We start from the raw sequence: 239 nt of genomic DNA on the forward strand, positions 1-239 counted from the left end.
TCCCCGGAAGCCGCATCGAGCCCCGTGTTTCTCGCGCCCCCTTGTCCTTGGTTGGCCTGGCGGATCACCCGGACCCGCTCGTCCGCCTCGGCATAACGCGCCAGAATGTCGGCGGAACGGTCCGTCGATCCGTCGTCGACCAGAATGATCTCGATGTCGCTTAACGTTTGTCCGATCAGGGAATCCAAACATCTCGGCAAATATCCCGCGACGTTGTACACGGGCACGATAATACTGAC

1 protein-coding gene is annotated in these 239 nt (G+C 60.3%); it reads right to left on the reverse strand.

Annotated elements, in window-relative coordinates:
- Positions 1-188: glycosyltransferase (locus NLU14_RS22820; RefSeq protein WP_275710910.1), on the reverse strand; the 188-nt coding region annotated here is incomplete at its 3' end.
- Between the last annotated feature and the right edge of the window lie 51 nt (positions 189-239).

Source organism: Marinobacter iranensis (assembly GCF_029207565.1).
GTDB classification, from domain to species: domain Bacteria; phylum Pseudomonadota; class Gammaproteobacteria; order Pseudomonadales; family Oleiphilaceae; genus Marinobacter; species Marinobacter iranensis.